Below are 25,130 nucleotides of genomic sequence, written 5' to 3' on the forward strand. Positions count from 1 at the left end.
ATGCCAACCGGGCCGGCCGGCATCGGATAGTTCTGGGTCACGCGCCAGGCACCCGCAGGCCAGGATGTGTCCCGGCGCGTCGAACAGTTTACGAGAGTAACAGCGCGGGCGACGCCTCCCAGCAATGAGGCGCGCAGATCCATGGCTTATTATATTGGCTAAGTATCAAGTGGTGGTTGCGGGGGTGAGGATGATGCGCAGGGACAGCGTACGGTTCGACGGCGACACGTGGGATCTGGCCTCCAGCGTCGGTGCAACAGCCACGATGGTCGCTGCGGCCCGCGCGCTGGCCAGCACCGAACCCGACCCGATTATCGACGACCCGTTCGCCGCGCCGCTGGTGCGCGCGGTCGGTGTGGAATTCTTCACCCGACTGGTCGACGGTGACATCGCCGTCTCGCAGGCGGCTGAGCAGGCCGGGCGAAACCTCCGGCTGGAGACCGATTCGATGGCAGTGCGCACCCGCTTTTTCGACGATTTCTTCGTCGCAGCCGCCGAGGCCGGGCTGCGCCAGTCGGTGATCCTTGCCGCCGGACTCGACTCGCGCTCGTACCGGCTGGCGTGGCCGGCGGGCAGCGTCGTCTATGAGATCGACCAGCCGCGGGTAATCGACTTCAAGACGCGGGCATTGGCCGATCTCGGCGCCACCCCCACCGCCGAGCGCCGCCCGGTGGGCATCGACCTGCGTGACGACTGGCCCACCGCGCTGCGGCAACACGGTTTCGACCCGGCCCAGCCGACCGCCTGGAGCGCCGAGGGGCTGCTGATGTACCTGCCGCCACACGCGCAGGACCGGTTGTTCGACGACATCACCGCGCTCAGCGCCCCGGGCAGCCGGCTGGCCACCGAATATCACCCTGAGTCCGGGCCGACGATGGCCCAACGTGCCCAGATGTTCAACCGGCGGTGGGCCGATCTCGGCTGCGATATCGACCTGTCGGGACTGTTCTACGACGGCCCGCGCAGCAATGTCGTCGACTACCTGACTGACCGGGGCTGGCAGGTGAGCACCCGGCTTCGACGGGACTTGTTCGCCGACTACGGCCGGACATTTCCCGATGACGAGGAGATGGCGGCGTTTCGCAACGTCGTCGCTGTCACCGCGATCCGCACAGCAGCAGACAGCCCGCCGATGCACAGACAACCGACTCGCGACGAAGAAGGAGGCGCCCCGAATTCCGATGGCCCGAACCGATAACGACTCCTGGGACCTGGCCTCCAGCGTGGGGGTGACCGCGACCATGGTCGCAGCCTCACGCGCGATGGCGTCGCAAGGTCCCGATCCGCTGCTCGACGACCCGCTGGCCGATCCGCTGGTCCGCGCGGTCGGCCTGGAGCCTTTCGTCCGCCTGATCGACGGCGAAATCGACGTCGACGACGATCCGCTGCTGAACCGGAAGACTCGAACCGAGCGGATCACGGTCCGGACAAGGTTTTTCGATGATTTCTTCGTCGCAGCCGCCGAGGCGGGGGTGCGCCAGGCCGTGATTTTGGCTTCCGGTCTGGATACCAGGGCTTACCGGCTGCCCTGGCCGGCGGGCATGGTCGTCTACGAGATCGACCAGCCGCCGGTGATCGATTTCAAAACCCGGACCCTCGCCGAACTCGGCGCTGCCCCGGCCGCCGAACACCGCCCGGTGGGCATCGACCTGCGTGACGACTGGCCCGCGGCGTTGCGGCACCACGGTTTCCACCCGGACCAGCCGACCGCCTGGAGCGCCGAGGGGCTGCTGCCCTATCTGCCGCCCGAGGCCCAGGATCGGTTGTTCGACCACATCACCACGCTCAGTGCACCCGACAGCCGGCTCGCCACTGAGCATTTCCCGGAGCGCAACGCCTTCTCCGACGAGCGGGCGCAGCGGTTCACCCAACAGTGGCAACGCCTGGGCATGGACCTCGACATGTCCGACCTGTTCTATCCGGGTGAACGCAGCATCGTCGTGGACTACTTGAGCAGCCACGGCTGGCAGGTGACCGCCTATCCGGCGCGAGAACTCTACGAGCGCAACGGGTTCGAATTCCCTGAAGACCAGATAGTGGCTGCCTTCGGCGATATGAGCTACGTCAGCGCGGTACGGCGCTAACCCGGGACGGCTGCTCGCCCAATTCCAGAAACCGCCGGTAGCGTTCCTCCATGACGCGGGCCCAGGCGGGGTCGGGTTCGACCACGCGTTCGGTGCGGGCCCAGCGGGCGGCATCGATCGGCGACGATTCCAGGCCGGCCGCCATCCTGGCGAGAAACGCGGCGCCCAGCGCCGCTCCCTCGGCCACCGCCGACACCTCCACCGCACGTCCGGTGGCATCGGCGATGGCCTGCATCCACAGTGGTATCCGCGTCCCACCGCCCGCCGCCACGATGCGTGACACCGGTACACCGCTTCGCTCGATGAGCTGGCGAACGACAAACCCCGACGCCTCGTACGCAGCCCGCCGCACCGATGCCGGGCCGTGAGTCAGATCCAGACCGTCGAGCACGGCCCGGCGATCCGGATCGTGGTAGGGCACGCGTTCCCCACGCACATACGGCGACCACACCGGCACCCGCTGGGGATCCAGCGTTGTCGGATCGCCAGGGCCCAGCAAACGATCCGCCCAGGTGAGAAACAGACCGCCGGCGTTACTCGCCCCCCCGATCTGGCTTTTCCCGGGGGCGGTATGCGGGATGGTCCACAGCCCCGGAACGTGGCGGGCGTCGGGTATCGTCGTCCACACCACCAGGGTGGTGCCGCACAAGACGAGCACATCACCGTCGTGGTCGGCGCCGGCCACCACCCGCTCGCACAGGGCGTCGACGGTGCCGACCGCCAACATGGTGTCGCTGTCGCGCACCTGCCCGGCAACTGCGCCGATCATCTCGACCCGGGGCAGACGGTCCACCGTCACGCCGTAGTCGGCGCATGCCTTGTCGTTCCAGCCGCTGCCGTCGAATAGCGGCGCGCTGGTATACGCGGTGGCGTGGTCGATCACCGCCTCGCCCGCCAGCGCGTAGTTGGCCACCGCCGGCGCCGGCCAGTACCCGGCCGCGCCCGGCGCCTGCCGGGCCGTCCAGCGCACGAACTCGGCGGCCTCCCCCATCGGGGGTAATGGTTGGTCGGGGGCCGCCGGGACCCGGCCCCGCCCGTCGCCATACAGCAGCCCCGGCGTGATGGGCTGGCCGGCGGAATCGACGGCCGCCAGCGACGGCACCATCGCCGTGACGGCCACGGCCAGTGCCTCGGGGCACGCCAACCGCTCGAGCGCCGCAAGCGGGCCGCGCCGCCAGGCCTGGTCGGCGTCGTGCTCCAGCCGGTCGGGCGCCGGCACGTGCAGCCGGTGCACAATCCGTGTCCGGCCCACCACCCGCCCGTCCGCGTCGGCGGCCACCGCTTTGACGGCGGTTGTGCCGATATCGATGCCGATTGTGACCTCTGTGCGTGACACGGGCGTCACCGTACGCCAGCATTGGCACTCGTGACGCGTGCTTTGGTCACTGCCCCGCTGCGCGGCGCAGGATTCGACAAACTGCGGCAGCTGGTCGACCTGGCCTACGACCCGTGGATCGACCAGCACCCGTTCCGCATCTACACCGCCGAGCAGCTCGCTGACCGGATCCGCGCCGAAAACGCCGATGTCGTCGTGGTGGAAAGCGATTCGGTAGCCGGCCCGGTGTTCGACCTGGGGTTGCGCGCGGTCGCCTCTACCCGGGGCGACCCCAACAATGTCGACGTTGCTGCGGCCACTGCCGCGGGCGTGCCGGTGTTGTTCACCCCCGGACGTAACGCCGACGCGGTCGCCGAGATGACGCTGGCCCTGTTGTTCGCCGCCACCCGCCACCTGGTGGCGGCCGATGCCGAGGTCCGCGGCGGCAATGTTTTCCGCGGTGGCACCATCCCCTACCAGCGGTTCCGGGCGTGGGAGGTCGCCGGGCGCACCGCCGGGCTGATCGGCCTGGGCGCTGTCGGACGCGCAGTCAAATGGCGGCTCTCAGGGCTGGGCATGCGGGTCATCGCCTGCGACCCCTACAACCAGGACGCCCGCCACAGCCTGCCGGAGCTGCTCGCCGAGGCCGATATCGTCTCGCTGCATGCGCCGGTCACCGCCGACACCGTCGGGATGATCGGCGCCGAGCAGTTCGCCGCCATGCGTGACGGTGTCGTCTTTCTCAACACCGCGCGGGCCCAGTTGCACGACACCGACGCACTCGTCGATGCGTTACGCAGCGGCAAAGTCGCCGCTGCCGGCCTCGATCATTTCGCCGGGGAATGGTTGCCGCCCGAGCACCCGCTCGTCAGCATGCCCAATGTGGTGCTGACTCCACATATCGGCGGGGCGACCTGGAACACTGAAGCCCGGCAGGCACAGATGGTTGCCGACGACCTGGAAGCGCTGTTCACCGGACACCGGCCCAAAAATATCGTCAACCCGGAGGTGCTGGGGCCATGAGATTCGTCGACAACCCGGAGGCTGCGGTGCTGGCGGCGGCCAAGGAGATGCTGCGCCGCGGCCTGGTCGAGGGAACAGCGGGCAACCTTTCGGCCCGGCGGTCGGACGGCAACCTGGTCATCACCCCCTCGTCGGTCGACTACGAGGAAATGACCCTCGAGGATCTGGTGCTTGTCGATCCCGACGGCTCCGTGCTGCACGCGCGGGAGGGGCGGTCGCCGTCCACCGAGATGAAACTACATCTGGCCTGTTACAAGGCGTTCGACGACATCGGCAGTGTCATCCACAGCCATCCGGTGTGGGCCACCATGTTCGCTATTGCCCATCAACCGATTCCGGCATGCATCGACGAGTTCGCCATCTACTGCGGCGGAGAGATCCGCTGCGCCGACTACGCCGCCTCCGGTACCCCGGAGGTGGGCCTGAACGCGGTGAAGGCGCTGGAAGGTCGTGCGGCCGCGCTGATTGCCAACCATGGCCTGGTCGCGGTCGGGCCCCGGCCCGACCACGTGCTGCACGTGACCGCTCTTGTTGAGCGCACAGCCCAAATCGCTTGGGGAGCAAGAGCTCTAGGCGGTTTCATACCCATACCCGAAGACGTCAACGCTGGCTTCGCGGCCATCTACAGCTACCTGCGCGCTAACCTGCGCTAGCGTGCGGCCGCACACCCGAACACCGGCAGCCTGGCCGCTGCGCGGCTAGCGCTGATCGAACGCCACCTTGACGGCGCCGCTGGCAGCTTGATCGGCGAGCGCGAGAAAGGCCTCCCGCCACTGCTCCAGCCGGAACGTGTGAGTCAGCATCGGCCGCAGGTCCAGCCGGCCGGCGGTAACCAGATCCAGGTAGTGGGCGATCGCGTGCTTGCGGCACCCGTTGATCTCCTCGACCCCGAACGCGTTGGAGCCCACCCAGCTGATCTCCTTGAAATACAACGGACTCCACTCCCAGCGGCCAGGCGCGTGCACGCCGGCCTTCACCAGGGTGCCGCGTGCCCGGAGCACCCGGACCCCGACTTCGAAAGTCTCCGGCTTGCCGACGGTGTCGTAGACCACATCGACGGCGCCGGGGTGCGCCATCGGCAAACCCTGCAGCGGTTGACGCAGCCGCCCCCCGCCCCACGCGACCAGCTCCTCGATCAGTGCCGAACGCGGCTCGGGCGCAAGCACTTTTGCGGCCCCGAACCGGTGGGCCAGCTCGGCCTGGGCGGGGAAACGCGCGACGACGGCCACCGCGACGTCGGGGTAGAGGGCCCGCAGGATCGCCACCGCGCACAAGCCCAGCGAACCGGCGCCATATACCAGGACCCGACCGGACCGCGGCGGCGGATGGCGGGTAATGGCATGCAGGGACACCGAAAACGGGTCGGCGAACACTGCGAGCTCGTCGGGCACCGATTCGGGAACCGCAAACAGCATGCTGTCATGAGCAGCCATCAGCTCGGCGTAGCCCCCGGTCACATCGGCGGACACCCCGGTGTGGATGCCGGGCTTGATGTCGCCGTCGGCGAAGCTCCAGCACAGACTGTAGTCGCCGCTTCGGCAGGCCGGGCACGGCGGCTCGATACCCCGGGGCCCGCACGACAACCACGGGTTGAGCACGACCCGCTGCCCCACCTCCAGCCCCCGCGCCCTGGGCCCCAGCGCTATGACGTCCGCGACCACCTCATGGCCCATCACTTGAGGAAACGAGCAGAACGCGGCCATGGCGTTGTCGGCATCACCCTCACCGAAGTCAAGCAGGATCTGCTTGGAATCCGATCCGCAGATGCCGGTCAGCCGCGGCCGGGTGATCACCCAATCCTCGTGCAGCAGCTGCGGATCGGGTACCTGCATCAGCGCGACCGGACTGCGGGCGAGGTTCTGCACCAGCGGGCTGGTCTCCGGGCCGGCCCGGCTGGGCAGCTCACACGGCTCCGGCGCCACCCCATATACCAGCGCTTTCATCGCGGTGCCATGGCGGCTGCGCTGCTGATATAGGCCTCCAGGTCGGCGTTTTTGACGTCGACGACGGCCTTCATGTCGGGCAGGTAGTGCTCGACGCGGTCACTGTCGAACGCATCGATGATGCCGACCGCCACCTCATCGGCGGTGACCTTAGGTCCCTGGTAGAGAGGTTCTTCGTTATCGGGCTGGTCCCAGATCTCGGTGTCGACGGGGCCCGGCTCGATCAGTTTCACCGACACCCCGCTGCCGTGCAGGTCGACGGCCATGGATTCACTCCAGCCGCACAGCGCGAATTTGCTTGCGCAGTAGGCGGCTTCGTGGATGATCCCAAGCCGGCCGCCGACACTTGACACGTTGACGATCATGCCGGTGCCGCGGGCCAGCATCCGGGGCAACAGCAGCAGGGTCAGCTGCACCGCCGCGAAGAAGTTGACCCGCATGACGGTCTCCACCTCGATGAGTCGCAGCTTGGTCACCGCCCGGCGTTTCGGGATTGCCGCATTGTTGATCAGCACGTCGATGCCGTCGAAAGCGTCCCAGGCGTGCACGGCGAGCCGCTCGACGGCGGCGGGATCGGCGAGGTCGGTCACCCACATCGCTGAGGCGGGCGAAGCGGGTTGACAGTCGGCCAGCACCGCAGCCAGACGGTCACGGCGGCGGGCAACCAGCCCCACCACCGCCCCCCGGGCCGCCAACTGCCGAGCCAGCGCCGCGCCCACCCCCGATGAAGCCCCGGTGATCAGCACCCGCTTACCCGCGACCGAATACGCCATAGCACAAGACTGGCGCCACCGGCGGGTTGTCACACGGGTTTTCGCGATTTCGGTGCGACCAGAGAGACTTTCGGATCGGCATGGGTGCCTCAGAGGCCGCGGCGCGGCGCCTCGCTTTCAGGATCGCGGCTTGGCGTGGGCTCACCGCCAGGCTGCGCGCGCCCCGGTACCACAAACCTCGGATTCCCGCAGCTGCGACACGCCGTTACACGGGAATTCCCAGGCTAACCCTCATATTTAGGTCATACTCCGCCCGTGCCCAATAGCGAGGCCGCGCACGGGTCCGGTTTGTCGGCGCCGGTGTCTCGGCGCGCGGTGCTGGGCGGGCTGAGCCTGTTGCCGCTGGCCGCCACCGTGCCGGGTGTGCTCCCGGCTGCGTCCGCCGACACGACATACCGATTCCTCACGGCCCACCAGGCCGCCGTGCTCGACGCCGCCACTCGCCGCCTGATCCCCGGCCCGGAAGACGAGGCGCTGGAGATCGGCTCGCCGGGCGCGCACGAAGCCAACGTCGTCCGCTATCTGGACAACATGTTGGCAGCCTTCACGTTCTCGCCGCCTTTGGTGCACGCAGGCGGACCGTGGAGCAACCGTCAAGGCGGCACCGAGGATTTCATGGCCGACTTCGTCCCGCTCGACCGCACCCAGACCTACGGGTGGCAGCAGCGGATCGCGACCCTTCGCGAGCAGTTCACCAACGGGATCGCGCTCCTTGATCAGTTGGCCGGCGGTGACTTCACCACGGTGTCCAAGGCGCGTCAAGACCTCATCCTGGCCCACGGTAAGGCGGTGTCCTTCACCAAATTGCTGTTCACCCACACCATCGAGGGGATGTATGCCGTCCCGGAGTACGGAGGGAACGCCAATCTGGTCGGCTGGCAGGACATCAAGTGGGTCGGCGACATTCAGCCGCGGGGCTTCACCAATGCCGAAGTCGAAGCACCCGAGTATGACCCGATCGGCCCCCTGGGGGGGATCATCGAGATGCTGCTGCGCGGGGGCTGGCAGCAGATCATCGCCAAGATGGGCGGAAAAGGCGGCGTCAATGCCTAAAGCGATCGTCGTCGGATCGGGCGCCGGCGGGTCGATCGTGTCGATGGTGCTCGCCGAAGCCGGCTGGGATGTGGTGCTCTTCGAGATGGGGCCGCAATATTTCACCAACCTCGCCGGACATGGACCGTTTCCGACGGTATTTTCCAACGACGAGCTCAAACACCTGCGCTATTTCGAAAACCCCGACCCTATCGCGTTTCCGCGCACCTTTCGGCAAAAGGCGAGCCAAAACGCCGCGGCGACCTACGTCGGCAAGGTCGATGACCTGGCCAACCAGGTCGGGGGCACCTACCCGCATTCGGATCAGAAGTTTTGCCGACTGTGGGATATCGACTTCAAGGGGCTGTCGCTGCTGGGCCCGGTGCCCGGCGCGGATATGGCCGATTGGCCATTCGAATACAGCGACATCGCACCGTACTACGACGAGGTCGAGAAGCTGATCGGCACCCAGGGTGATCTGGGGTCGACACCTGCGCTGGTGCTACAACATGCGCCGCAGGACACGCCGTTCCCGATGCCGCCGGGACCGCAGCAGCGCTCGTCTCTGCTGCTTGCCGCCGGAGCCAAACGTCTCGGTTTACATCCTTACTTTTATCCGATGGTGATCAACTCGGTGGAATACAACGGCACCCCGGCATGTAACAACTGCGGGTTTTGTTCGGGCTACGGCTGCCCGATCTCGGCCAAACCGAGCACCTTGATCCCGCTGCGGCGGGCGCTGCGCACCGGGCGGGTGGACTTGCGGCCACTCACGCAGGTCACCAAGGTCAATTTCACCGGCCGGCGGGCCACCGGAGTGTCGTTCATCGGACCACAGGGCCAATCCGGCGGGGAAAGCGCCGATGTAGTGGTGCTGTCCTGTTCGGCGGTGTTGACACCGTGGCTGGCGCTCCTGTCTGAGCTGCCTGATCCCTACGGCCGCATCGGCAAACGGATCATGTTTCAAAATTTCTACGAAGGGTTCGCCATCTTCCTGGACCAGCGGGTGCACGCCTACAAAGGCCGTGCGCTCACGCAGTGTATGCAGGACTTCAACGATCCCGATTTTCCCGGGGCCCGGGCTTTCGCCCGGGTGGCCGGGCTGCCCTATATCCGGGCCGGGTTATGCGAGCTCGGCGGCAGCCAGTACCCGATATCAGAAGGTCAGTTTTATCAGCAGATCCTCGGGTTCTTGCCCGGGGTGCAGTTTTTCGGCCGCCCGTTCAAACAGCTGATGCGCGCCTCGCTGCTGCGTGACCGGCTGGCCGGGGTGGACTGTTTCGCCACCGACATGCCGTATCTGACCAACAACGTCACGTTGGACCCCACGATCAAAAACGTCAACGGCCAGCCGGTGCCCCGGATCACCTATAACATCGGCAAATTCGAGCAGGTCGCCGAAGACTTCTTCGTGCCGCTGGTGGCAGCGATGTGCGGGGCATCCGGCGCTCAGCTGTTCGCTGCGGTACCCAAGCGTCTGGTCGCTTCACTGTCGGGCCCACCGCTGCCCAGCGGCAAGCACACCATGGGCGGGATGCAGATGGGCACCGACCCCAAAACCAGTGTCGTCGACGCGAATGGGCGCATGCACTTCATGGACAACGTCTACGTCGCCGACGGCAGCGTATTCGTCACCTCCAGCGGCAGTCCCCCCACTCAGACCATCATGGCGGTGGCGTTGCGCACCGCGCGCGGGCTCACCGGCCAGCGGAAAAACTGACCGGCGCCAGCAATGAGCCGGTCGACGGGCACCACGATGAGCGGAAAAGGCGGCGCGAATGCCTAAAGCAATCGTCGTCGGATCGGGCGCCGGCGGGTCGATCGTGGCGATGGAGCTCGCCGAGGCCGGCTGGGATGTGGTGCTCTTCGAGAAGGGGCCGAACTACTACAGCAACCTGGCCGGGCGCGGGCCGTTTACCACGGTGTTTTCCAACGACGAGCTCAAACGCCACCGCTATTTCGAGCAGCCGGACCCCATCGCCTTCCCGCGCACATTTCGCCAAAAAGCCAGCCAAAACGCGGCCGCGACCTACGTCGGCTCCGTCAACGACCTTTCGAACCAGGTGGGGGGCACCTTTCCGCACTCGGACTGCAAGTTCACCCGGATGTGGGACATCGACTTTAAAGGGCTGTCGCTGCTGGGCCCGGTGCCCGGCGCGGATATGGCCGATTGGCCATTCGAATACAGCGACATCGCACCGTACTACGACGAGCTTCAGACCCTGCTCGGGGTGCAGGGGGATCTCGGGTCGATACCTGCTCTGGTACAGAAACACCAGCCGCAGCAGACACCGTTCCCGATGCCGCCCGGGGCGCAGCAGCGCTCATCGATGCTGCTTGCCGCCGGGGCGAAACGCCTGGGGCTGCATCCGTTTTATTTCCCGATGGCGATCAACTCGGTGGAATACAACGGCAGCCCGGCGTGCAACAACTGCGGGTTCTGTTCGGGCTACGGCTGCCCGATCTCAGCTAAACCGACCACCCTGATCCCGCTGCGGCGGGCGCTGCACACCGGACGGCTGGACTTGCGGCCACTCACCCAAGTCCTGCAGGTCAAGTTCACCGGCCGACGAGCCACCGGTGTGTCCTATCTCAACCCGCAGGGCCAGTCCGGCACCGAAAACGCCGACGTGATCGTGCTGGCCTGCTCGGCGATTCTGACACCGCATCTGGCGCTGCTGTCCGGCCTGCCCGACCCGTATGGGCGCATCGGCACGCGGATCATGTTCCAAAACTTCTACGACGGGTTCGCCATCTTCCTGGACCAACGGGTACACGCCTACAAAGGCCGCGCGATCACCCAGTGCATGTTCGATTTCAATGATCCCGATTTCCCCGGTGCCCGCGCCTTTGCCCGGCTCAACGGGCTGCCCTATATCCGCGCCGGACTGTGCGAGCTCGGCGGCAGCCAATTCCCGATCGAGGAGGCCAATTTCTATCAGCAGATTCTGGGGTTTTTGCCGGGGGTGCAGTTTTTCGGCCGCCCGTTCAAACAGCTGATGCGCGCCTCGCTGCTGCGCGACCGGCTCGCTGGTGTGGACTGTTTCGCCACCGACATGCCGTATCTGACCAACAATGTCACCTTGGATCCGACGGTCAAAGACATTAACGGTCAGCCCGCGCCCCGGATCACCTACAACATTGGCAAATTCGAGCAGGTCGCCGAAGACTTCTTCGTGCCGCTGCTTGCCGCGATGTGCGGGGCATCCGGCGCTCAGCTGTTCGCCGCCGTACCCACACGCCTTGTCACGTCGCTTTCCGGCCCACCGGTGCCCAGCGGCTATCACACCATGGGGGGAATGCAGATGGGCACCGACCCCAAAACAAGCGTTGTCGACGCGAATGGCCGCATGCATTTTATGGATAACGTCTACGTTGCTGACAGCAGCGTATTCGTCACCTCCGGCGGCTCGAACCCCACCCAGACGATCATGGCGGTAGCACTGCGCATCGCCCGCGGGCTCACCGGCCGGCGCAAACCCTGACCGGCCAACGTTTTGATCCGGTCGCGAAACCATACGATCAGTTTCTTCGGCAACGGGGACACCGTTTACGGAGTACGCGGTATCCATTCGGCCGTTCCCCCGCAGCAAGACGACAAGCCGCGTAATTCGGGTTTTCTGATTATGGTCCGGATTCGGTATCCGCGGACTAAATTAATGCCCGTCGGAACGGCGGCGGGCTTAAGGCGGACTATGGCTGGTCGGCACACGAGGCGGAATGGTCGGTCACGCAATGCCAGGGTTCGCCGCGCTCGTCGAACGGTCGGCCTATCGACGACCGCCGGAGCATTTTTAGCCGGGGCGATGGCCCCCCTGGCCGCCCCGCCGGCGGCCAACGCAGACATTCTCGACCTGGTCATCGAACCCGTCATTGAACCGGTCCAGGTGGCTCTGGCGGGTCTGAGTGATCCCGTCGCCAGTCTGGATTCCGCCGCAGGTATGGCCGAGCTGAGCAGCGCCGGCTCGGGCGCTGCTGCGGCGAGCATCTCGTCGGGGTCTGATCCATCCCTTGCCGGTGTGATTGCGGGCTTATTCGACACGCTGATCTACCAGCCGACCTATACCGTCGGGGAATTCTGGGTCACCAACCCGGCCGGTGAATTCATCGACAACACGTTCATCAACCCGATCGGCCTGGCACTGTTCGGCCGGGATCTGCTCGGCAATGGCGCGCCGGGAATGAGTGGCGGAACGGTTCTGCAGGCCGCTGGCGGGCCGGGCGGCTTGTTGTTCGGGGACGGCGGAGCCGGTGGTACCGCGGCGAGCGGTCAGGGCGGCCTCGGCGGGCCCGCCGGGCTGATCGGTAACGGCGGTGTCGGCGGCGCCGGAGCCGACGGCGCACCCGGCGGCGACGGCGGCAACGGCGGACTGCTGATGGGAATCGGCGGTAACGGCGGTGACGGCGGCGCCGGAGGTGTCGGCGACAATGGCGGCGCCGGCGGGGCCGGTGGCGACGGTGTGGGCTGGCTGTTCGGCAACGGCGGTAACGGCGGGGCCGGCGGGACCGGTGGGCCCGGCGCCGACGGCACTGCCGGTGTTTCGGGCTTCCCGGGCACGAACGGCACCGACGGCGCACCCGGCGGTGCCGGCGGTCCCGGCGGCAGAGGCGGTAACAGTAGCCTGCTGATCGGCGACGGCGGTAACGGTGGGGTCGGCGGGGCCGGCGGGACCGGCGGGGCCGGCGGCAACGGCGGGGCCGGCGCCGATGCCACGGTCGCCGGTGCCGCCGGCGGCACCGGCGGCAATGGCGGTGACGGGGGCGCTGGCGGGGCCGGCGGGACCGGCGGCAACGCGGGTGCGGCCTTGGGGATCGGCAGCGTCGGCACCAATGGCGACGGCGGCGCCGGCGGCACCGGCGGGGCCGGCGGCGCGGCCGGTGACGGCGGCAACGGCGCGCCCGGCACCTTCAGTGCCGGCGGTGACGGTGACGGCGGCGCCGGCGGGGCCGGCGGTAACCCCGGCACCGGCGGCGCCGGCGGGGCCGGCGGCGCGCCCGGCGACACCGGCACCGGCGGCGTTGCCGGCAAGACCGGCGAGCCCGGCAGCACGCCGTCCAGCGGCGGCAACGGCGGCAACGGCGGGGCCGGAGCCAACGCGACCACCCCGGGCGGCGCCGGCGGCAACGGCGGCGCCGGCGGCAACGGCGGGCTGGTCGGCAACGGCGGCAACGGCGGTGACGGCGGCAACGGTGCTCCCGGCGCCAACGGGACCTCGGCCGCTACCCCCACCGACGGACAGGCCGGCGGCAACGGCGGGGCGGGCGGTCCGGGCGGCAACGCAGGAGCAGACGCCGGCAATGGCATCGTCGCCGGGGCCGGCGGCAATGGTGGAGTCGGCGGCGACGGCGGGGCCGGCGGGGCCGGCGGTAACGCCACTGGTGACGGTGCGGTGGGCGCGGCGGGTGGTCGCGGCGGCGACGGCGGAGCCGGCGGCCGGTGGCACCGCCACCGGCTACAGCGCGGCCGCCGGTCAGGGAGGTGCCGGCGGTACAGGCGGCACCGGTGGACACGGCGGCGACGGCGGGCCCGGGGTAACCACCGCGGGTGCCGGCGGCGGTGGCGGACAAGGCGGCGACGGTGGAGCCGGCGGGGCCGGGGGCGCAGCCACCGGCCGCTTCAGCACCGGCGGCAACGGCGGCACCGGGGGCGCGGCGGGGGGCGGCGGCGCCGGGGGCAACGGCGGCCAGGCCACCGGGACCGACGGGATCGCCGGTGCAGGCGGCACCGGCGGGCGCGGCGGCGCCGGGGGTGACGGCGGGGCCGGCGGAGCAACCCACAGTTCGTTCAGCACCGGCGGCAATGGCGGCACCGGGGGCGCGGCGGGGGGCGGCGGTGCCGGGGGTGACGGCGGCCAGGCCACCGGGACCGACGGGGTCGCCGGTGCAGGCGGCACCGGCGGGCGCGGCGGCGCCGGGGGTGACGGCGGGGCCGGCGGGGCGGCCACCACCAGTGCAACTGGCGACGGCGCGCACGGCGGTAACGGCGGGGCCGGCGGCGCTGCCGGGGGCGGCGGCGCCGGCGGTCAGGGCGGCCAGGCGACCAGCGGGGCCGGCGGCGTCGGTGGGGTCGGCGGCGACGCAGGGGCGGGCGGCCACGGCGGCAACGGCGGCGCCGCCAGCACCGGGGTCCACAGTTACGGCGGTGACGGCGGGGCCGGCGGGATGGCCGGCGACGGCGGTCACGGCGGCAACGGCGGGGCCGGCGTCACGGCTGGCGGCGCCGGCGGGAACGGCGGCGCTGGAGGCAGCGGCGGAACCGGTGGGAACGGTGCGAATTCCGCGCAAGGGCCCGCCGGTGACGGCGGTAACGGCGCCAACGGCGGCAACGGCGGTGACGGCGGCAACGGCGGCAGCGCCCCCACCCCGGGTACCTACGGCGAGGGCGGGGCCGCCGGGGCGGGCGGCGACGGCGGGGCCGCCGGGGTCGGCAATCCCGACGGCGCGCCCGGAACCACCGGGGTCAGCGGCCAACCCGGTGAGAACGGCCAGCCCGGCGGCTCCAGCACGTCCAGCGGGTCGGGTGCCGGATGACCTGGGACTGCCACAGACCGGAACCGTACCCGCCACGGTCCGGTCCGCTGGCGCGAGCCGGCTCGCCGCCGCGCAGCTGTCGACAATCCGGTTGATAAAACTCGGAATTTGCGAAAGATCACGCATTGTGGTGACGCTCGCACCGCGGCGGGAGTATCTTAGCGGCTACTTTAACGCTGCCTCGGAACGTTGTCTTATTCTCGGAGAGGCCCACGATGGCTCAGCATTTCAGCAAGCGGTATCGCACGCGGCGCCACGCCATAAATCCGCGGCATCGCCGCGCAATTGAGCTGGGTACAGCTGTCGGTGCGACTCTGGCGGCCGGAATAGCCTCATTGGCGACCGCGCCTACCGCCAACGGCGACATGATCGATCTCATTATCGAGCCTATCGTCGAGCCCCTCACGAATTTTACGGATTCGATCACTGATTTAACGAGCTGGGTTGATCCGGTGTTGGGAACGTTGAATTTACCCTCCGAGACCCTGGCCGGTCTCGCATTGCCATACTCAGCAATCGATCCAGCCGGCGGGGCCACGGTCGCCGTCGACCCCAGTTTCGCGAATAGCCTGGTCCAGGCTCTCTATTTGCCGATTTACGATCTCGGTCAAGCCTGGGTGACAAGCCCAGTGGGTTCAGCGGTGGACACTGTGATCAATTTCCCGACCGCCACCCTCTTTCATATTGACCTGATCGGCAACGGCGCTCCCGGGACGGAGGCAGACCCCACCGGCGGTGCCGGCGGGATCCTCTTCGGTGACGGCGGTGCCGGGTACAGCTCCACCACAGCCGGTGTGGCCGTCGGCAACGGCGGCAACGCCGGGCTGATCGGCAACGGCGGTGCCGGCGGTGACGGCGGCGCCGGGACCGCGGGCGGCAACGGCGGCAACGGCGGGTTGCTGATCGGCAACGGCGGGAACGGCGGTGACGGCGGCACCGCGACCACCGCGTCCTACGCCGGCGCGGACGGCGGAAACGGCGGCAACGGGGGGTTGTTGTTCGGCCAGGGCGGCAACGGCGGCAACGGCGGTGCCGGCAGCGACGGCGGCACCGGCATCGACGGTGCCAACGCCACCACTCCGGGCGCCACGGGCGGCAACGGCGGGGAAGGCGCTGCCGCCGGCGCTGGCGGGTCCGGCGGCGCCGGCGGGCGCGGCGGTCTGCTGTTCAGCGACGGCGGCCACGGCGGCCAGGGCGGCGCAGGGGGCGACGGCGGTACCGGCGGCACCGGCGGCACCGGCGGTACCGCCGGTACGACAGTCGCCGCCGGCGCGGGCGGTGCCGGTGGTCCCGGTGCCATGGGGGGACAGGGCGGCGCCGGCGGCGCCGGCGGCAGCGGCGGCTTTTTGGGCCAGGGCGGTAACGGTGGCAACGGCGGCGCGGCCGGCGACGGCGGGGCCGGCGGTACCGGCGGCACCGGCGGCGCGGGCAACTCGGAATTTCCGGCCGGCGGCAGCGGCGGCGACGGCGGGGCCGGCGGCCAGGCCGGGACAGCCGGTTTCGGCGGGGCTGCCGGCTCCTCTTTCCTGTTCGGGCACCAGGGCATGGCCGGTGCCACCGGCGCGGCCGGCACGGCCGGCAGCGCCGGGGCGACCGGTGCGGATGGCGCGAACGGGTGATGCCGCACACTTCCTTCGCGTGAGCGCTCCGCGCGTGCACGTCCGGACTCCCGCGGAAGCAGCCGCACACCGCATTTGTTACATGAGCTAAGTGTTTGTTACACTAACTAAGTAATTGGGCTTACTTGACGATGTGAAGGAGATATTGCGATGACGCGCACCGATAACGACACCTGGGATCTGGCATCCAGCGTCGGCGCGACCGCGACCATGGTCGCGGCTGCCCGCGCACGGGCAACCGATGCCGATCCTCCGTTGATCAACGACCCGTTCGCTGAGCCGTTGGTGCGCGCGGTGGGCATCGACGTGTTCACCCGCCTGGCCAGCGGCGAACTCAACCCCGCGGACCGGCCCGACGACGATGGGGACGGCTCGGCCGACCTGCACCGGATGACCGACAACATGGCGGTTCGCACCAAGTTTTTCGATGAGTTCTTCCTGGAGGCGACACGAGCAGGTATCCGGCAAGTGGTGATCCTGGCGTCCGGGCTGGATGCACGCGCCTACCGGTTACCGTGGCCCCCCGGCACGGTGGTCTACGAGATCGACCAGCCCCAGGTCATCGAATTCAAATCCCGCACGCTCGCCGAGCTGGGCGCCGAACCCACCGCGGAGCGGCGCGCAGTCGCTGTCGATTTACGTGACGACTGGCCCGCGGCGCTGCGCGCGGCCGGCTTCGATCCGAACCGTCCGACGGCGTGGAGCGCTGAGGGGCTGTTGGGCTATCTCCCGCCGGAGGCGCAGGACCGCCTGCTTGACACCGTCACGGCGCTCAGCGCCCCCGGCAGCCGGTTCGCCACCGAAAGCGCGCCCAACCACGAGCCCGCCGACGAGGAGCGGTTCAAAGAACGCATGCGCAAAGCCTCCCGGCGCTGGCGTGAACACGGATTCGACCTTGACATGACCGAGCTCGTCTACTTCGGCGACCGCAACGAAGCCGCGTCGTATTTGTCCGACCGCGGCTGGCAGATGAACGGCAGCAGCATCCAGGAACTGTTCGCCGCCAACGGGCTTCCGCCGCTGGACGGCGAAGCGGTGCAGTTCGCCGACCTGCGCTACGTGCACGGCATTCTGACCGGTACCGCTCGCAACTAGGAGCTGCCCACGCGCCGTTATCGCAGCCGCGAGTCCCCCAGCCACAGCGCACTGGTCCCGGTGAACGTCTGCTCGGCCTGCTCGATCATCCCGGCAACCGCCCGGCTCAGCAGTGCCCCGACTGCGCCGGGCAGCGACACGGTGGCCGGCTGTGACGACGGACGCGGCCGCACGACCTCCCACAGCGACGAACTCGGATAGCTGACGATGCGGACGTCGGCGTCAGGATCCAGGCCGGCCAGGATCTTGGCCCGGCGCAGCGCGGTGCGCAGGCCGCCGAGTTCATCGACCAGTCCACGCTCCAAAGCGTCGGCACCGGTCCAGACCCGGCCCCGCGCAACAGCATCCACAGCTTCGATGCTCAGCTTGCGGCCCTCGGCGACCCGCCGGACGAAATCGGCATAACATAGGTCAGTCTCGGCTTCGACCAACGACTGCTGTTGCGGGGTAAAGGGCGCGTTAATCGACCAGGCATCGGCGTTGGCGTTGGTGCGCACGGCATCAAACCCCACACCCAGCCGGTCCTTGAGATCCCGGGCCACCAGCTTTCCCGTGACGACACCGATCGACCCGGTGATGGTGCCCGGGTTGGCCACGATCGCATCCGCCCCCATCGCAATGTAGTAGCCCCCTGAGGCCGCAACCGCACCCATCGACGCCACCACCGGCTTACCCCGTTCGCGGGCCTTGGTCACCGCGCGCCAGATGGTCTCCGACGCGGTCAGCAACCCGCCCTGGCTGTCGACCCTCAGCACAATCGCCGACAGCGCGTCGTCAGCGGCGGCTTCCCGCAGCGCGGCAGCGATGGTGTCGGCACCGGCGGCGGAGTGGGCGAAGGGCAGTCCCGACGGCCCGCCCCGCCCGTTGACAATCGGGCCGGCTACGGTGACGATGGCGATCTTGGGCTTGGGCCTGCGGCCGGGAATCGGTGGCGCGGGTGGCCCGGGCCGCGGCGCGCTCGCGCGGGCGTACCGTGTCAGATAAAGCCGCGGCGGCGCATTCTCGTGCAAGTCTGCATCACCAGATTCCGGTGAGATACCCTCCGCACCAACGAGTTCGGCGATTCGCGCATACGCCTGGTCGCGGAACCCGATCCGGTCGACAAGACCCGAGTCCACAGCGTCGTCACGCAGCAGCGGTGCCCGGTCGGCCAGCTCGTCGACCACCTCGGGGTCGATCTTGCGCGATTCGGCGATCGCCGCCCACACCTGGGTGTGCAGGCTTTCCAGTAGCCGGGTGTCGGCCTCGCGATGCGCGTCGGTGTAGCGGTCCTGCGTGAAAAGATTTGCTGCAGACTTGTATTCGCCGCGCGCGACGAATTGCGCGTCGATGCCGGCCTTGGCGAGCGCGCCGCGCAGGAACACGGCGTTAGTCGCGAAACCCACCAGCCCGACGGTTCCCGAGGGCTGCATCCAGACCTCGCCGAAGGCCGAAGCCAGATAGTAGGACAGGGTTCCCGGATAGGTCTCGGCCCAGGCCAGTGACGGTTTGACGGCGGTGAATGCCGCGACAGCGTCGCGCAACTCTTGAACCGGCCCAGCGGGTGCGGACGACAGCTGCACCCGGGCAATCAGCCCGGCGACGCGCTTGTCGTCGGCGGCGCGGTGAATCGCGGCCACCATATCGCGCAGCACCATCTGACGCCCGCCGCCGGTGATCAGCGCGAGCGGGTCGAAACCAGCGGTCTCCGGCGGCACGGACCGCAGGTCCACTTCCAGCACGCAGCCATTGGGCACCCCATGGTGGCGGGCGGTATCGATCCAGCCGGCCAACGCACGCACCTCTCCGCTACCGGGAAAGTCGGGCACGAAAGTGAACATGAGTCTGAGCCTACCGAGCACCGTAGCGGGCCGGATCGGTCCGTACGGTGGAGAGATGCGGTTTTCCATTTCGATCCCCCAGCTCGATAGCACCGGATTCGATGACGCGGGCTTCCGCGCCTATCTGGCCCGCGCGGAAGAACTCGGGTACACCGGCGGCTGGGTTCTCGAGCAGACCGTCGGTGCGGCACCACTGCTGGCGCCCCTTGAGCTGCTGGCGTATTCCGCGGCCTGTACCCGGCAGCTGCGGCTGGGCGTCGCTGTGCTGGTTTCGTCCCTGCATGATCCGCTGCAGTTGGCGTCGGCCGTGACGGCCGTCGACCGGCTCAGCCACGGACGGCTGGACGTAGGGGTGGCACCCGGTGGCGGTTTTCGCCCGTTTTCCGCCTTCGGTGTGGAGAAAACAACATTCGTGCGACGTTTCACCGAAGGATTGCAACTGATGAAGGCGGCGTGGTCCGACGAGCCGCGGATCACCTTTCACGGGCGGTTCCGTCACCTCGATGACCTTCCGATCCAGCCGAAACCGGTGCAGCGACCCCATCCGCCGCTCTGGTTCGGCGCGCGGGCACCACAAGCCCTGTCCCGGGCAGTGCGTCTCGGCGACGGTTTCCTCGGCGCCGGTTCGTCGACAACCGCCGACTTCGCGAAAGCGGTGACCACGGTCAGAGCCGAATTAGCGGCGCAAAACCGCGATCCTGCAACCTTCCCGATCGGCAAGCGGGTCTACCTGATGGTCGACGACAATGCCGAGCGCGCGCGTGAACGTGTGCTCGCCGGGCTGCGCCGCATCTACGGCGCAATGCCCGGCATTGACGCTGTACCGGTGTGGGGCACTCCGGACGATGTCAGCCGCGGCCTTCGCGAAGTGATCGATGCCGGCGCTGAAACGCTCCTGCTCAATCCCGTCGGCGATGATGTGGCCCAGGATCACGAGCAAATGGAACGCCTTGCCGCAGAGGTGATCCCGCAGCTGAGCTGATCTCTGTCACAAGCTACAGTTCGGTAACCGAGCCCCCCGCCGCGGTGATTTTCTCTCGGGCGCTGGCGCTGAACTTATGCGCGGCGACGTCGACCTTGACCGTCAGCTTGCCGTCGCCGAGCACTTTGACCAACGAATTCTTGCGCACCGCGCCTTTGGCCACCAACTCGTCGACACCGACCGGCCCGCCGCCGGGGAACAGCCGGTTGATGTCGCCGACGTTGACAACCTCGTACTCCGTGCGGAACCGGTTGCGGAAACCCTTCAGCTTGGGCAGTCGCATGTGCACCGGCATCTGCCCACCCTCGAAGGTCACCGGCACGCTCTTGCGTGCTTTGGTGCCCTTGGTGCCGCGGCCGGCGGTCTTGCCCTTGGAGCCCTCGCCACGACCGACCCGCGTGCGTCGGGTCTTCGCACCGGGGGCAGGCCGCAGGTCGTGCAGCTTGATCGTCACTTCGTCGCACCTCCGGCGGATGTGTCGGCGGGCTCCACCCGGACCAAATGGCGCACGACCGCGATCAGCCCGCGGGTCTGTGCGTTGTCCTCGCGGATCACCGAATGCCGAATCCGTCGCAGACCCAGGGTGCGCAGACTCTCCCGCTGCTTCCAGCGCGCACCGATCACGCTACGCACCTGGGTTATCTTCAGCTCAGCCATAATTATGCGGTTCCCTCACGCGTTGCGGTCGACGTCAGCATCGGACTTTCCCGGCGCGCCTTGAGCATTCCCGCCGGCGCGACGTCCTCGATGGGCAGCCCGCGCCGTGCCGCTACCTCCTCGGGACGCTGCAACTGCTTAAGGGCTGCCACGGTGGCATGCACGACATTGATGGCGTTGTCACTGCCCAGTGATTTGGCCAGAATGTCATGTACACCAGCGCATTCCAGCACAGCGCGTGCCGCGCCCCCGGCGATCACACCGGTACCCGGGCTGGCCGGGCGCAGCAGGACCACACCAGCGGCCGCCTCTCCCTGCACCGGGTGGGTGATAGTGCCGCCGATCAGCGGGACCCGGAAAAAGTTCTTGCGAGCCTCCTCGACACCCTTGGCTATGGCAGCCGGCACTTCTTTGGCCTTGCCGTAGCCGACGCCGACCATCCCGTTGCCGTCGCCGACGATCACCAACGCGGTGAAACTGAACCGGCGCCCACCCTTGACCACCTTGGATACCCGGTTGATCGCGACGACCCGTTCCAAGTAGTTGGACTTGTCGCCGTCGCGGTCGCGGCCACGCGCGCTGTCGCGGCGGCTGCGGCTCTCTCGTCCCTCACGGCCCTCGGTGCGGGTTTCGCCGACACCTGCAGCTGCCGGAGCGCCCTGCGTTGTCGTCGCGGTGGTGTGCCCGACCGCCCCAGCAGCCGACTGCTCCGCCATCATGCAGTCCTTCCGTTGTCGATAAAGCGTCTCATCAGAACTTCAGCCCGCTCTCCCGTGCGGCGTCGGCCAGCGCGGCGATCCGCCCGTGATAGGCGTAGCCGCCGCGGTCGAATACCACCGTCTCGATCCCGGCGGCCTTGGCGCGCTCGGCGATCAACTGCCCCACCCGCACACTGCGGGCCTTCTTGTCGCCCTGCACGCCGCGCACATCGGCCTCGATCGACGACGCGGCGGCCACGGTGGTGCCGTTGGTATCGTTCACCAGTTGTACGTGGATGTGGCGCGCTGAGCGGTGCACCACCAGCCGGGGGCGCTCCGCGGTGCCGGAGATCTTCTTGCGGATCCGCGCGTGCCGACGCAGCCGGGCAGCTCGCCGAACTTCAGATACGCTCTGCCCCACACGCTTTCGCTGTACGGCACCCGATTGTGTTGCAGCCATCACTACTTACCCGTCTTCCCGACCTTGCGGCGGACCTGCTCGCCTTCGTACCGTATGCCCTTACCCTTGTACGGGTCGGAGCGGCGCAGACGCCGGATATTCGCCGCAACCTGGCCGACCTTCTGTTTGTCAATGCCGGAGATGGAAAACTTCGTCGGTGACTCGACCGCAAATGTGATGCCTTCGGGGGCCTCGATCACCACGGGATGGCTATACCCCAACGCGAACTCCAAACTGGAGCCCTTAAGCTGCACGCGGTAGCCGACACCGAAGATCTCCATCTTGGTCGTGTAACCCTGGGTCACGCCGGTGACCAAGTTAGACACCAGCGTGCGCGAGAGCCCGTGCAGGGAGCGGCTGCGCCGATCGTCGTCGGGGCGGCTCACGACGATCGCACCCTGGTCGTTGCGCGAGACGCTGATCGGCTCGGCGACCCGCAACTCGAGCGTGCCCTTGGGCCCCTTCACCGCGACGTTCTGGCCGTCGATCATCACGTCGACCCCGTCGGGTACCGGGATCGGCTGCCTACCAATGCGCGACATCGTTCTGTCCCCTCACCTCACCACACGTAGGCGAGAACTTCGCCGCCCACGCCCTGCCTGGCCGCCTGACGGTCGGTGAGCACACCCGATGACGTGGAGATGATTGCCACGCCCAGCCCGCCAAGCACCCGCGGCAGGTTGTTGGATTTCGCGTAGACCCGCAACCCCGGCTTGGACACCCGACGCAGTCCGGCCAGGCTGCGCTCGCGGTTGGGCCCGTACTTGAGCTGAATGACCAGCGTCTTTCCTACTCGGGCCTCTTCGATGCGGTAGTCGCTGATATATCCCTCGTTTTTCAGGATCTCGGCGATATTGGCTTTCAGTTTCGAGTGCGGCAACCGTACCTCGTCGTGGTATGCCGAATTTGCGTTACGCAGACGGGTCAAAAAGTCTGCGATCGGGTCCGTCATCGTCATCAGCGCCGCTCCTCCTCATCGCTGCGCTCTGCACCGCATGTCATGACAACGCCTGCTCACCTGCTGCGCGGTTTACCAACTGCTCTTCTTCACACCGGGCAGCTCACCCGCGTGCGCCATCTCACGCAAGCAGATCCGGCACAGCCCGAACTTGCGGTAGACGGCCCGCGGGCGGCCGCATTTGCTGCAGCGAGTGTAGGCGCGCACCGCGAACCTGGGCTTGCGGGCCGCTTTGTTGACGAGTGCCTTTTTCGCCATCTGGTCAGTTCTCCTTGAACGGAAACCCGAGGGCGCGCAACAACGCCCGCCCTTCCTCGTCGGTTGTCGCCGAGGTGACGACCGAAATGTCCATGCCGCGGACCCGGTCGACCTTGTCCATGTCGATCTCGTGGAAGACCGACTGCTCGGCCAGCCCGAACGTGTAGTTGCCGGCACCGTCGAACTGGGTGGGCGAGAGCCCGCGGAAGTCGCGGATCCGTGGCAGCGCGATCGAGATGAGCCGGTCGAGAAATTCCCACATCCGATCTCCGCGGAGGGTTGCCCGCACCCCGATCGGCATGCCCGTACGGAGCTTGAACTGCGCGATCGACTTGCGGGCCCGGCGGATTTCCGGCCGCTGCCCGGTGATCAGCGCCACATCGTTGACCGCGCCGTTGATCAGCTTGGCGTCCCGGGCCGCCTCGCCGACCCCCATGTTGACAACGACCTTCACCACCGTGGGAATCTGCATCACATTGCGGTAGCCGAACTGCTTTTGCAGCGACTCCCGGATTTCCTCGCGGTAGCGCACCTTGAGCCGCGGCTGCACCTTGGCGGGCGTTTCAGTGCTGGTCATCAGTTAGATATCCTTGCCGTTGCGCTTGGAGATGCGGACCTTTTTGCCGGTCTCCTCATCGATGCGATAACCGACTCGGGTGGGCTTGCCGTCGGAATCGACCACCATCACGTTGGACACGTGAATCGGGGCCTCCTGGGTGACGATTCCGCCGGAGCGCACTCCGCGCTGGTTGGTCGAGATCGGCGTGTGTTTCTTGATCCGGTTGACTCCCTCCACGAGCACCTTGTTCTGCGCCGGATAGGCCTTGAGCACTTTGCCCTTGGCGCCCTTGTCTTTTCCGGAGATGACCAGCACGGTGTCACCCTTGTGAACTTTCATCTACAGCACCTCCGGCGCAAGCGAGATGATCTTCATGAACCGCTTCTCCCGCAGTTCGCGGCCAACCGGACCGAAGATGCGGGTGCCGCGTGGATCGTTGTCCGGTTTGATGATCACGGCCGCGTTCTCGTCAAACTTGATGTAGCTGCCGTCGGGTCGGCGGCGCTCCTTGGCGGTGCGCACGACGACGGCCTTCACCACGTCGCCACGCTTGACGTTGCCGCCGGGGATAGCATCCTTGACCGTCGCGACGATGACATCGCCGATACCGGCGTAGCGGCGCCCCGAGCCGCCCAACACACGGATACACAAGATCTCCTTGGCGCCGGTGTTGTCGGCCACCTTCAACCGCGATTCCTGCTGAATCACCAGATCTCCTCTATTCTCCCCCGGCCTTTCCGGCGGCTCGGCGCAAACTGCCCGTCGGGTGACCGGGTTGAACGTGCGCACACCTATCGCAGACCGGCGTGCGTAGTCTTTCATCGCCGAAGGGCACGCGGGGCCGCCGTCATGCGCCAGCCGAGGTCTGCCCACGGCAACCCTTTGAGTCTAGGTGACGACCTGCTGAGCGCCAAATTTCGTCAACCGGAGTCATTCGTCGCCGGTGCCGGGCGGCGCCGGCCCGGCCTCGTTCAGGCTCCCGGTCCGTCGCGCGGTGCGGTCGCGGCAGTTACTTTTGGACGCACTCGGGAAAGCACTCGGGAAACCAATGCCCGCATCGGAGATCGGCGGAGGACGACTCCTCGTCGGTGATGCGATAGACGATGAAGCCCAGTCGTTTGCCGAGCATTACCACTTCGTCCCCGTCCGCAACCGCACGCGCCGCCAGGTGATGACGGTGTCCACCGCGGCTCAAACCCTCGGCGAGCGCCGGCACGACTGAACAGTCTGCTCGAACAGGTTTTCGATACGGGGCGAGGCTTCCGACCGCCCACCACCCCGCGCAGCCGGCTGTGGATCACCGCCGCGAATGAGCGCCGGCAG

Annotated in this window: 27 protein-coding genes; 13 read left to right on the plus strand and 14 right to left on the minus strand. The window is 67.9% G+C overall.

Annotation, left to right across the window (positions count from 1 at the left end):
- Window positions 1-190: 190 nt before the first annotated feature.
- Both G6N08_RS02130 and G6N08_RS02135 read left to right on the plus strand, forming a co-directional pair.
- Window positions 191-1,198: a class I SAM-dependent methyltransferase gene (locus G6N08_RS02130; protein WP_443093830.1), complete on the plus strand. Its 1,008-nt coding sequence runs from the start codon at window positions 191-193 to the stop codon at window positions 1,196-1,198.
- Complete coding sequence (locus tag G6N08_RS02135; protein ID WP_163753799.1) at window positions 1,182-2,084, plus strand: class I SAM-dependent methyltransferase; 903 nt, start codon at window positions 1,182-1,184, stop codon at window positions 2,082-2,084. The genes G6N08_RS02130 and G6N08_RS02135 overlap by 17 nt, the downstream gene beginning before the upstream one ends.
- Here G6N08_RS02135 and G6N08_RS02140 read toward each other — a convergent pair.
- A complete protein-coding gene (locus G6N08_RS02140) occupies window positions 2,065-3,420 on the minus strand; it encodes a xylulokinase (RefSeq protein WP_163753801.1) in 1,356 nt (451 codons plus the stop codon). The genes G6N08_RS02135 and G6N08_RS02140 overlap by 20 nt on opposite strands.
- Window positions 3,421-3,441: 21 nt before the next feature.
- Between G6N08_RS02140 and G6N08_RS02145 the strand changes: the two genes are divergently transcribed.
- Both G6N08_RS02145 and G6N08_RS02150 read left to right on the plus strand, forming a co-directional pair.
- Complete coding sequence (locus G6N08_RS02145) at window positions 3,442-4,422, plus strand: NAD(P)-dependent oxidoreductase (RefSeq protein WP_163753803.1); 981 nt, start codon at window positions 3,442-3,444, stop codon at window positions 4,420-4,422.
- Window positions 4,419-5,075 (plus strand): L-fuculose-phosphate aldolase, encoded by a 657-nt coding sequence (locus G6N08_RS02150; RefSeq protein ID WP_163753805.1) that lies wholly within the window; start codon window positions 4,419-4,421, stop codon window positions 5,073-5,075. The genes G6N08_RS02145 and G6N08_RS02150 overlap by 4 nt, the downstream gene beginning before the upstream one ends.
- 45 nt (window positions 5,076-5,120) lie before the next feature.
- On the opposite strand, the gene G6N08_RS02155 is transcribed toward G6N08_RS02150, so the two are convergent.
- On the minus strand, window positions 5,121-6,365 hold the full coding sequence (locus G6N08_RS02155; protein ID WP_163753807.1) for a zinc-dependent alcohol dehydrogenase: 1,245 nt from the start codon (window positions 6,363-6,365) through the stop codon (window positions 5,121-5,123).
- Window positions 6,362-7,138, minus strand: coding sequence for an SDR family NAD(P)-dependent oxidoreductase (locus tag G6N08_RS02160; protein ID WP_163753809.1), 777 nt, complete (start codon window positions 7,136-7,138; stop codon window positions 6,362-6,364). Before G6N08_RS02160 ends, G6N08_RS02155 begins: the two co-directional genes overlap by 4 nt.
- Window positions 7,139-7,393: 255 nt before the next feature.
- Here G6N08_RS02160 and G6N08_RS02165 point away from each other — a divergent pair, with 255 nt between their 5' ends.
- From G6N08_RS02165 to G6N08_RS02195, 7 genes are all read left to right on the plus strand, one after another.
- Window positions 7,394-8,191, plus strand: a complete 798-nt coding sequence (locus G6N08_RS02165) for a gluconate 2-dehydrogenase subunit 3 family protein (protein WP_163753812.1) — start codon at window positions 7,394-7,396, stop codon at window positions 8,189-8,191.
- Window positions 8,184-9,890 (plus strand): GMC oxidoreductase, encoded by a 1,707-nt coding sequence (locus G6N08_RS02170; RefSeq protein WP_163753814.1) that lies wholly within the window; start codon window positions 8,184-8,186, stop codon window positions 9,888-9,890. Before G6N08_RS02165 ends, G6N08_RS02170 begins: the two co-directional genes overlap by 8 nt.
- Before the next feature lie 58 nt (window positions 9,891-9,948).
- Window positions 9,949-11,655: a GMC oxidoreductase gene (locus tag G6N08_RS02175; RefSeq protein ID WP_163753817.1), complete on the plus strand. Its 1,707-nt coding sequence runs from the start codon at window positions 9,949-9,951 to the stop codon at window positions 11,653-11,655.
- Window positions 11,656-11,976: 321 nt separating this feature from the next.
- Window positions 11,977-13,923, plus strand: coding sequence for a PGRS repeat-containing protein (locus G6N08_RS20975; protein WP_163753819.1), 1,947 nt, complete (start codon window positions 11,977-11,979; stop codon window positions 13,921-13,923).
- Window positions 13,924-14,332: 409 nt separating this feature from the next.
- Entirely contained in the window at window positions 14,333-14,701 is a 369-nt protein-coding gene (locus tag G6N08_RS21150) for a PE family protein (protein ID WP_163753821.1), read from the plus strand.
- A 617-nt stretch (window positions 14,702-15,318) separates the two neighbouring features.
- On the plus strand, window positions 15,319-16,320 hold the full coding sequence (locus tag G6N08_RS02190; RefSeq protein WP_443093835.1) for a PGRS repeat-containing protein: 1,002 nt from the start codon (window positions 15,319-15,321) through the stop codon (window positions 16,318-16,320).
- A gap of 150 nt (window positions 16,321-16,470) precedes the next feature.
- Window positions 16,471-17,415 carry a class I SAM-dependent methyltransferase gene (locus G6N08_RS02195; protein WP_371868940.1) on the plus strand — a complete coding sequence of 315 codons (945 nt, stop codon included), beginning with the start codon at window positions 16,471-16,473 and terminating at the stop codon, window positions 17,413-17,415.
- 17 nt (window positions 17,416-17,432) lie between these two features.
- On the opposite strand, the gene sppA is transcribed toward G6N08_RS02195, so the two are convergent.
- On the minus strand, window positions 17,433-19,235 hold the full coding sequence (gene sppA / locus G6N08_RS02200) for a signal peptide peptidase SppA (protein WP_163753825.1): 1,803 nt from the start codon (window positions 19,233-19,235) through the stop codon (window positions 17,433-17,435).
- A gap of 55 nt (window positions 19,236-19,290) precedes the next feature.
- Here sppA and G6N08_RS02205 point away from each other — a divergent pair, with 55 nt between their 5' ends.
- A complete protein-coding gene (locus tag G6N08_RS02205; RefSeq protein ID WP_163753827.1) occupies window positions 19,291-20,217 on the plus strand; it encodes an LLM class flavin-dependent oxidoreductase in 927 nt (308 codons plus the stop codon).
- A gap of 13 nt (window positions 20,218-20,230) precedes the next feature.
- Here G6N08_RS02205 and rplO read toward each other — a convergent pair whose 3' ends face one another.
- From rplO to rplN, 10 genes are all read right to left on the minus strand, one after another.
- Entirely contained in the window at window positions 20,231-20,671 is a 441-nt protein-coding gene (gene rplO, locus G6N08_RS02210) for a 50S ribosomal protein L15 (protein WP_163753829.1), read from the minus strand.
- The gene (rpmD, locus tag G6N08_RS02215) at window positions 20,668-20,874 is read right to left on the minus strand and encodes a 50S ribosomal protein L30 (RefSeq protein ID WP_163753831.1); all 207 of its coding nucleotides are present in this window, start codon (window positions 20,872-20,874) and stop codon (window positions 20,668-20,670) included. Before rpmD ends, rplO begins: the two co-directional genes overlap by 4 nt.
- Window positions 20,875-20,876: 2 nt before the next feature.
- Complete coding sequence (gene rpsE, locus G6N08_RS02220; protein WP_371868941.1) at window positions 20,877-21,590, minus strand: 30S ribosomal protein S5; 714 nt, start codon at window positions 21,588-21,590, stop codon at window positions 20,877-20,879.
- A 34-nt stretch (window positions 21,591-21,624) separates the two neighbouring features.
- On the minus strand, window positions 21,625-21,993 hold the full coding sequence (rplR, locus tag G6N08_RS02225) for a 50S ribosomal protein L18 (protein WP_163753836.1): 369 nt from the start codon (window positions 21,991-21,993) through the stop codon (window positions 21,625-21,627).
- 41 nt (window positions 21,994-22,034) lie between these two features.
- Window positions 22,035-22,574 carry a 50S ribosomal protein L6 gene (rplF, locus tag G6N08_RS02230; protein ID WP_163753838.1) on the minus strand — a complete coding sequence of 180 codons (540 nt, stop codon included), beginning with the start codon at window positions 22,572-22,574 and terminating at the stop codon, window positions 22,035-22,037.
- Between the two features lie 17 nt (window positions 22,575-22,591).
- Complete coding sequence (rpsH, locus tag G6N08_RS02235) at window positions 22,592-22,990, minus strand: 30S ribosomal protein S8 (RefSeq protein WP_163753840.1); 399 nt, start codon at window positions 22,988-22,990, stop codon at window positions 22,592-22,594.
- Between the two features lie 72 nt (window positions 22,991-23,062).
- The gene (locus G6N08_RS02240; protein ID WP_163753842.1) at window positions 23,063-23,248 is read right to left on the minus strand and encodes a type Z 30S ribosomal protein S14; all 186 of its coding nucleotides are present in this window, start codon (window positions 23,246-23,248) and stop codon (window positions 23,063-23,065) included.
- A gap of 4 nt (window positions 23,249-23,252) precedes the next feature.
- Window positions 23,253-23,825, minus strand: coding sequence for a 50S ribosomal protein L5 (gene rplE, locus G6N08_RS02245; protein ID WP_163753844.1), 573 nt, complete (start codon window positions 23,823-23,825; stop codon window positions 23,253-23,255).
- Between the two features lie 3 nt (window positions 23,826-23,828).
- The gene (gene rplX / locus G6N08_RS02250; protein WP_163753846.1) at window positions 23,829-24,146 is read right to left on the minus strand and encodes a 50S ribosomal protein L24; all 318 of its coding nucleotides are present in this window, start codon (window positions 24,144-24,146) and stop codon (window positions 23,829-23,831) included.
- A complete protein-coding gene (rplN, locus tag G6N08_RS02255; protein ID WP_003920623.1) occupies window positions 24,147-24,515 on the minus strand; it encodes a 50S ribosomal protein L14 in 369 nt (122 codons plus the stop codon).
- Between the two features lie 340 nt (window positions 24,516-24,855).
- Between rplN and G6N08_RS02260 the strand changes: the two genes are divergently transcribed.
- Entirely contained in the window at window positions 24,856-25,029 is a 174-nt protein-coding gene (locus G6N08_RS02260; RefSeq protein WP_246216573.1) for a histone acetyltransferase, read from the plus strand.
- The last annotated feature ends 101 nt before the right edge of the window (window positions 25,030-25,130 follow it).

Source organism: Mycobacterium botniense, assembly GCF_010723305.1.
In the GTDB taxonomy this organism is placed as follows: domain Bacteria; phylum Actinomycetota; class Actinomycetes; order Mycobacteriales; family Mycobacteriaceae; genus Mycobacterium; species Mycobacterium botniense.